This window comes from Nocardia vaccinii NBRC 15922 (genome assembly GCF_001613305.1).
Taxonomy (GTDB): Bacteria; Actinomycetota; Actinomycetes; order Mycobacteriales; family Mycobacteriaceae; genus Nocardia; species Nocardia vaccinii.
The window spans coordinates 103,356-109,535 of record NZ_BDCC01000062.1 but is presented as its reverse complement, the minus strand read 5'-3'; the positions used below and the strand labels follow the sequence as shown (position 1 = coordinate 109,535).

Here is a 6,180-nt window from a genome sequence, read left to right as displayed (position 1 = left end):
GCTGTGTCCGATGGCGGCACTCGCGGGGCCTCAGAGGTGACGCAGGCTGCCGCCTCCGGCCCTTACGCGAGTGCCGCGGCCAAGCTGTGGGTGGTGACCAACAAGGCCGGTGAGGAGTTGCGCATCACCGTCGAGGAGATCGAGCACGACTCCTCGCACGAACTCGGCATCGATCCCGGTCTGGTGAAGGACGGCGTCGAGGCGCATCTACAGGAACTGCTCGCGGAGCACATCGAAACCCTCGGCACCGGTTACACATTGGTCCGTCGCGAGTACATGACCGCGATCGGCCCGGTCGACATTCTGTGCCGGGACGCCGATGGCGCGACGGTCGCGGTGGAGATCAAACGTCGCGGCGAGATCGACGGTGTCGAACAGCTCACCCGCTACCTCGAACTGCTCAACCGCGACCCCCTGCTCGCTCCCGTGAGCGGCGTCTTCGCGGCCCAGCAGATCAAGCCGCAAGCTCGCACCCTTGCTACGGACCGCGGAATCCGTTGCGTGACACTGGATTACAATGCCCTTCGCGGCACCGAAAGCGACGAATTCCGCCTCTTCTGAGCTCCCCCGCCTCTCCGGAACTTCAGCGTGTCGTTGGGTGCCTCGGCTGTTTCGCTTCGGGCCGTCGGTCGAGTACGGGCCGTTTTTCGGGCGTTTCCAGGGAGTTACCCATGTGCTCGCGAGATCAGTTGTTGCGTTGGGAGCGCGAAGTGAGTGCCACAGCAAGTTGTGCCGGCGGCGGTTCGACGAACAGTGAGTTGCCGGCCTGCTGTGGAGTCGTCCACATGCCTGCCAAGTCGGTTGTTGCGCAACTGTTTCGAGGCCGGCTGTAGACCGGTTCGCTGGTTGGCGTGAAGTCCCTGTCGTGCAACGGTTGTGGGCAGTTTGGTGATGTAAATCATTCCGAGGTGAGCTGTCTCGCTCAGCTCCAGCGGCGGGTGATGGTTCTGGTGTGGCGGCCTCGCCAGCACCCGGTGTGCCAGTGGCGGCGATCGTCTTCGCCGCCCACCGCGGCCCAGGCAACGATATGCGCTGTGCCGGGCGCTATTTCGTGATCGCAGCCGGGGCAGCGGTAGGGCTTCGCCGCGCGGGAAGCCGGAATCGTGCGCACCACATAGGTTTCCGAGCCGCCGGGGCCGTCCTCGGTGCGTCCGAAAGCGTCGCCGAGCGGGCGCGGGTCCCGCTGGGACCGCGCCGACGATCTCCTGGGACTCGGTTTGCGGCGGGGCATGACGCTATCGAGGGTAACTCGTCCGTGACGTAAAGAAGGTCGCCCCCTCGCGCGAGGGGGCGACCTTGGAACGGATATCTGTCGCCCGGGTGGGAGCAGTATTGTCTAGCGTGCGACTTCCGCGCTCTCGCGCTGTTCTTCGTCGACGACCTCATCCTCGGCGTCACGCAGCTCGGAGATGGCCTTCTGCTGGCGTCCGGACCCCGACTGCTTGCTGGACAGCGACCGCGGCTCGGGGGCGCCGTCGAGCAGTTCGCTCTCCCGGTTGACCGCGGCGAGCATGGCCGGAACGGAATCGAGCTGGCCACGAATTCCCAAGAGCTGGGCCAGAACTCGACCGCGCAGCACGCGCATCTCCTCGGCGAGTTCCTTGGCGTGGGCGATCTTGCGGTCCGCCTGCTGGGTGGCGTTGCTGACCAGGCGGTTGGACTCGTCGGTCGCTTCCTTGATGCGCTGCGCGGCGTCGGAGCGGCTGGTGGCCTCCAGCTCCTCCATGGCGCGGGTGAGCTTGGTGCGCCGGTCGGCCATGCTGACCTCGAAGTCCTGCTGCGCGGCCTTGCGCTTGGCCTCGGCCTCCTTGGTGAGGCGATCGGCCTCGGCCGTAGCGGCCTCGACGATCTTGGCGGACTCGGTCCGCGCGTTGGCGAGGGTCTGCTCGAACTCGACCTCGAGCGCCTCGCGCTTCTCCTTGGTCTCGGCCAGCAGCGACTCGTACTTACCACGCATTTCGGTGGCCTGCTGCTCGGCGATGGAGACCATCTCGGCGGCCTCGGCCTGGGCCTGCGCGCGCACCTCGGAGGCCTCGTCGGAGGCCAGGCGCAGCATCCGGGAGATGCGGTCGCTCATCCCCTCCGCGGTGGTCGGGGGGACCGACAGGCGGTCGACTTCTTTACGCAGCTCATCGATTTCGTCACGCGCATCCTCCAGCTGGGCGGCCAGGTTCCGGGCCTGGGCAGCGGCGGCATCGCGGTCGGTAGCGGTGACCCTCAGTTCGGCATCGAATCGGTCGAAGTAATTGCGAACTTCATCGCGGTCATACCCCTTCCGGACCACGGTAAAGGGCAACGCGACGAAGCGATTGCGATCGGGCTCAGTGGACGACATGCCCCACAAACTACCGCTTGCGCCCGTGCCATGGTGACCCGACCGCGAATGTCGTTACGACAAGTTTTCGCGGTCGGATTGCGGTACTAGTGAGTAGGATTCGCGTTGGGCTCGACGAGCTCGATGAGCACACCTCCAGCATCCTTCGGGTGCAGGAAATTGATGCGTGAGCCCGCGGTGCCCGGACGCGGTGCATCGTAGAGCAGCCGAACGCCCCGGTCTCGAAGATTGCTTGCCACGGCATCGATATCGGTCACCCGGTAGGCGAGCTGCTGCAGCCCAGGGCCGTTGCGATCGATGAATTTCGCAATGGTCGATTCGTCATTGAGAGGTGCCAGCAACTGCAGAGCAGTCGACCTGTCTCCGGCAGCGGGCAACGACAGCATTGCCTCGTGCACCCCCTGGCCCTCGTTGACCTCACGGTGCGTCTCGATCATACCGAGCTTTTCGGAGTACCAGGCCACAGCTGCGTCGAGGTCCGGTACGGCGATGCCGACATGGTCCACGGCGATCACATAGTCGGCGGGAATGAATTCGGTCTTTTCGGATGTGCTCACGTTTGGAACGGTAGCGCGCACCACCGTGGTGCTGTCGAGAGCGGCCGGGTTACCGTGGGGTATCGAGCGGTCTCGTGCCGCCCGTACGCTGCATCGACTCGAGAAGTGAGGCTCATCGTGACCACCACCTCCGTCATCGTCTCCGGCGCCCGTACCCCGGTCGGTCGGTTGCTCGGTGGGCTCGCCGGATTCTCCGGTTCCGACCTGGGCGGATTCGCGATCAAGGCCGCGCTGGAGAAGGGCGGTGTGTCGCCCGAGTCGGTCGACTACGTGATCATGGGTCAGGTGCTGACCGCGGGTGCGGGGCAGATTCCCGCGCGGCAGGCCGCCGCGGCCGCGGGCATCCCGATGGACGTGCCCGCGTTGACCGTGAACAAGGTGTGTTTGTCGGGCATCAACGCGATCGCGTTGGCGGATCAGCTGATTAGGGCCGGTGAATACGAGATCGTGGTGGCCGGCGGGCAGGAGTCGATGACGCGGGCGCCGCATCTGCTGGAGAAGAGCCGCGAGGGCTTCAAGTACGGCGACGTGACGTTGCGCGACCACATGGCCTTCGACGGGCTGCACGACATCTTCACCGATCAGGCGATGGGCCTGCTGACCGAGCAGCGCAACGACGTCGGCCACGTCAGCCGCGAGGATCAGGACGCGTTCGCCGCGGCCTCGCATCAGAAGGCGGCCGCGGCCTGGAAGAACGGTGTGTTCGACGACGAGGTGGTTCCGGTGTCGGTCCCGCAGCGCAAGGGTGAGCCGCTGCTGTTCGGGCAGGACGAGGGCATTCGCGCGGACACCACCGTGGAGTCGCTGGGCAAGCTGCGTCCGGCGTTCCGCAAGGACGGCACGGTCACCGCGGGTTCGGCCTCGCAGATCTCCGACGGCGCCGCCGCGGTGGTCGTGATGAGCAAGGCCAAGGCCCAGGAGCTCGGCCTGAGCTGGATCGCGGAGATCGGCGCGGCGGGCGTGGTGGCCGGCCCGGATTCCACCCTGCAGGAGCAGCCCGCCAACGCGATCGCCAAAGCCTGTGCGCGGGAAGGTATTTCACCTGCGGACCTGGATGTGGTGGAAATCAACGAGGCATTCGCCGCGGTCGGGGTGGCCTCGACCCGCAAACTCGGCATCGACCCGGCCAAGGTGAACGTCAACGGCGGCGCGATCGCCATCGGCCACCCCCTGGGCATGTCCGGCGCCCGCATCGTGCTGCACCTGGCGCTCGAGCTGAAGCGCCGTGGCGGCGGTGTCGGCGCGGCGGCCCTGTGCGGTGGCGGCGGCCAGGGTGACGCCCTGATCGTGAAGGTGTAACGCCCGGGTTCCCAGATGTGGGAAGTTGCGAGATCCTCTGTCGTCGACAACCCCCTAGGTTCGGTGCGGCAGGGCATCGGGCGTTCGGGGGCGACTCCGCATGCCCATGCGACATGAGAGAGAAAAGGCTCACACCTTGATCAACACCCGAAAGTTCATCGCTGCCTGTACCACCGCGCTGGGGATCACCGCTGGTGCGGCAGTACTCGTTCCGGCCACGGCCGCCGCGGCGGCGCCTTACGGCGGCCAGTGCGGTGCGGGCTTCAACGTCGTCGACAAGCATGAGCTGAAGGCAGGCACGATCTTCCTCACCTACAACGGCAGGACCAACTGCGTGGTCACCGTGCGGGACCACGCGGGCGCGGCGATCCCGATGGGCGCCGCGGTTCGGCAATCGAAGGACCACTCGGCGGTGGTCATCAACGACGGGCACAAGTTCACCGATTTCGCCTTTGCGAAGGTCGAGGCGCAGGGCAAGTGCATCGACTGGGGCGGCTTCATCGGGGACGACCTCTGGCAGCAGTTCAACGTGCACTGCGGACGCTGAACCGCGTTTTCCTGAGAGAATGGGCACACCCACTACGAGGTGTCGTAGCCATTGGGCACAATGGGGAGTCATGGGCGAGATCTTCGACGTGAGCACCCTGGCCAAGCGGGTGCGGCTTTTCGGCATCCTCGAGGTGTGCGGATGGGTGCTGCTGTTCATCGGTATGTACTTCAAGCACGGTGTGACACCACCGGTCGAATGGCCGCTCATGGTGTTCGGCATGGTGCACGGGATCATCTTCCTGGCCTACGCGTTCAGCCTGCTGATGGCATGGCGGGAGTTCGAGTGGCCGGCCCGCACGATTCTGCTCGGGCTCGTCTCGGCGGTGATCCCGTTCACCTCGGTCTGGTTCGAGCGGTGGGCCATCCGGTCGGGGCAGTTGGGCGAATTGAGCCCAACCCCGGCACCTGCCGCCGCGGGCTCGTGACAAACTGGAAGCTGTGACTCGACCAGCTGCACGTCGTCCCTCGCCTGCCGTTGCCGCCGCCATGTCCGGTGCGGTGGATCTGTCCAGCTTGAAACAGCCTGCTGCCACGGATGTTCCGAGCGATCACGCCGTCACCGAAGCGAATTTCGAGAGCCAGGTGCTGCGGCGCTCGATGCAGGTGCCGGTGGTCGTGGTGCTGTATTCGCAGCGCAGTCCGGGCAGTGTGGAGCTGGTCAAACTGTTCGAGCGGCTCGCCGGCGAGGCCGACGGCGGCTGGGATCTGGCGACCGTCGAGGCCGAGCCGAATATGCGCATCGCGCAGGCGTTCGGTGTGCAGGGCATTCCGACGGTGATCGCGGTTGCCGGTGGTCAGCCGCTGGCGGACTTCCAGGGCGCCCAGCCCGAGCCGCAGGTTCGGCAGTGGCTCACGGCGGTGATGGATGCCGTACGCGGCCAGCTGCCGGAGGGCGAGGGCGGTCCGCAGCCCGAGGCCGAGGATCCGCGTTTCACCGCGGCGGAGGAGGCGCTGGATCGCGGCGACGTCGAGGGGGCGATCAGCGCCTACGAGGCGATTCTGGCCGCCGAACCGGCCAACGCCGAGGCCAAGGCCGCGCTCCGGCAGGTGCGCTTCTACGCCCGCACACAGGGGCTGCCGCAGGATGCGGTCGCCCGCGCCGATGCCGATCCCGCCGATATCGACGCCGCCTTCGCCGCCGCGGATATGGAACTGTTCGCAGGCGAGCCCGATGCGGCCTTCACCCGTCTGATCGATCTGATCAAACGCACCGCGGGGGATGACCGCAATCGCGTGCGCACCCGGCTGGTGGAGCTGTTCGAGCTTTTCGACACCGCGGACCCGTCGGTCGTCGCGGCCCGTCGCAAACTGGCGACCGCGCTGTACTAGAGGGTTCGTCCCCCTCCCCGTGACCGGAGCGTGTCGCCGGGCGCGGGGAGACCCGGTTGCCGGGTCGGCTGGTTGCCTCTCGGGCGTGCCCGCGGAGGTACCCGTGTTCGT

8 protein-coding genes are annotated in these 6,180 nt (G+C 66.7%); 5 read left to right on the top strand and 3 right to left on the bottom strand.

Features of this window, described 5'->3' with window-relative positions; all coding sequences use genetic code 11:
- Window positions 1-561, top strand: a 561-nt coding sequence (gene nucS, locus NV1_RS33215) for an endonuclease NucS (protein ID WP_245714053.1), incomplete at its 5' end; no start/stop codon positions are given.
- A 361-nt stretch (window positions 562-922) separates the two neighbouring features.
- Here nucS and NV1_RS33210 read toward each other — a convergent pair.
- From NV1_RS33210 to mce, 3 genes are all read right to left on the bottom strand, one after another.
- Window positions 923-1,231 carry an Rv1322 family protein gene (locus NV1_RS33210; RefSeq protein WP_067900634.1) on the bottom strand — a complete coding sequence of 103 codons (309 nt, stop codon included), beginning with the start codon at window positions 1,229-1,231 and terminating at the stop codon, window positions 923-925.
- Window positions 1,232-1,336: 105 nt separating this feature from the next.
- Window positions 1,337-2,335: a coiled-coil domain-containing protein gene (locus NV1_RS33205; RefSeq protein WP_067900632.1), complete on the bottom strand. Its 999-nt coding sequence runs from the start codon at window positions 2,333-2,335 to the stop codon at window positions 1,337-1,339.
- A gap of 86 nt (window positions 2,336-2,421) precedes the next feature.
- Window positions 2,422-2,892: a methylmalonyl-CoA epimerase gene (mce, locus tag NV1_RS33200; RefSeq protein WP_067900628.1), complete on the bottom strand. Its 471-nt coding sequence runs from the start codon at window positions 2,890-2,892 to the stop codon at window positions 2,422-2,424.
- A 117-nt stretch (window positions 2,893-3,009) separates the two neighbouring features.
- Here mce and NV1_RS33195 point away from each other — a divergent pair, with 117 nt between their 5' ends.
- The 4 genes from NV1_RS33195 to NV1_RS33180 all read left to right on the top strand — a co-directional run bounded on the left by NV1_RS33195 (window position 3,010) and on the right by NV1_RS33180 (window position 6,069).
- The gene (locus NV1_RS33195) at window positions 3,010-4,191 is read left to right on the top strand and encodes an acetyl-CoA C-acetyltransferase (protein ID WP_084526132.1); all 1,182 of its coding nucleotides are present in this window, start codon (window positions 3,010-3,012) and stop codon (window positions 4,189-4,191) included.
- A 136-nt stretch (window positions 4,192-4,327) separates the two neighbouring features.
- Entirely contained in the window at window positions 4,328-4,738 is a 411-nt protein-coding gene (locus tag NV1_RS33190) for a hypothetical protein (RefSeq protein WP_084526144.1), read from the top strand.
- A 70-nt stretch (window positions 4,739-4,808) separates the two neighbouring features.
- Entirely contained in the window at window positions 4,809-5,165 is a 357-nt protein-coding gene (locus NV1_RS33185) for a DUF3817 domain-containing protein (RefSeq protein ID WP_067900619.1), read from the top strand.
- Window positions 5,166-5,226: 61 nt separating this feature from the next.
- Entirely contained in the window at window positions 5,227-6,069 is an 843-nt protein-coding gene (locus tag NV1_RS33180) for a tetratricopeptide repeat protein (RefSeq protein WP_067900617.1), read from the top strand.
- Window positions 6,070-6,180: the final 111 nt, after the last annotated feature.